Origin of the sequence: Bacillus sp. EKM208B, from assembly GCF_011800725.1 — a bacterium.
GTDB lineage: Bacteria > Bacillota > Bacilli > Bacillales > Bacillaceae > Bacillus > Bacillus velezensis.
The window spans coordinates 1-359 of sequence record NZ_JAANHO010000041.1; the positions used below are offsets into that span (position 1 = coordinate 1).

Annotated in this window: 1 protein-coding gene; it reads left to right on the top strand. The window is 45.1% G+C overall.

Translation table 11 applies throughout. The features are described from left to right. On the top strand, positions 1-359 hold a 359-nt coding region (locus G9F75_RS19750; RefSeq protein WP_167409339.1), incomplete at both ends, for an AMP-binding enzyme.

Below are 359 nucleotides of genomic sequence, written 5' to 3' on the forward strand. Positions count from 1 at the left end.
AGAAGTTTATCGACAATCCATATGGCGAAGGGAAGTTATACCGCTCTGGAGATTTGGCGAGATGGCTGCCTAACGGGGAGATCGAATACCTGGGAAGAATAGATGAACAGGTTAAAATCCGAGGATACCGGATCGAGTTGTCCGAGATCGAGAGCGTTCTAAGGAATCAGCCGGGTATATCTGATGTAGCCGTTGTTGCATTGGAAGTAGGCGGTGACAAGAGTATATGTGCCTACCTGATCCCGACAAATCAAGAGCAGCAACTGGATATGTCTGAAATCAAAAATGATTTGAGAGACAAATTACCTGAGTATATGTTACCTGGCTTTATGATGCAGATTGATGCCTTGCCACTGACT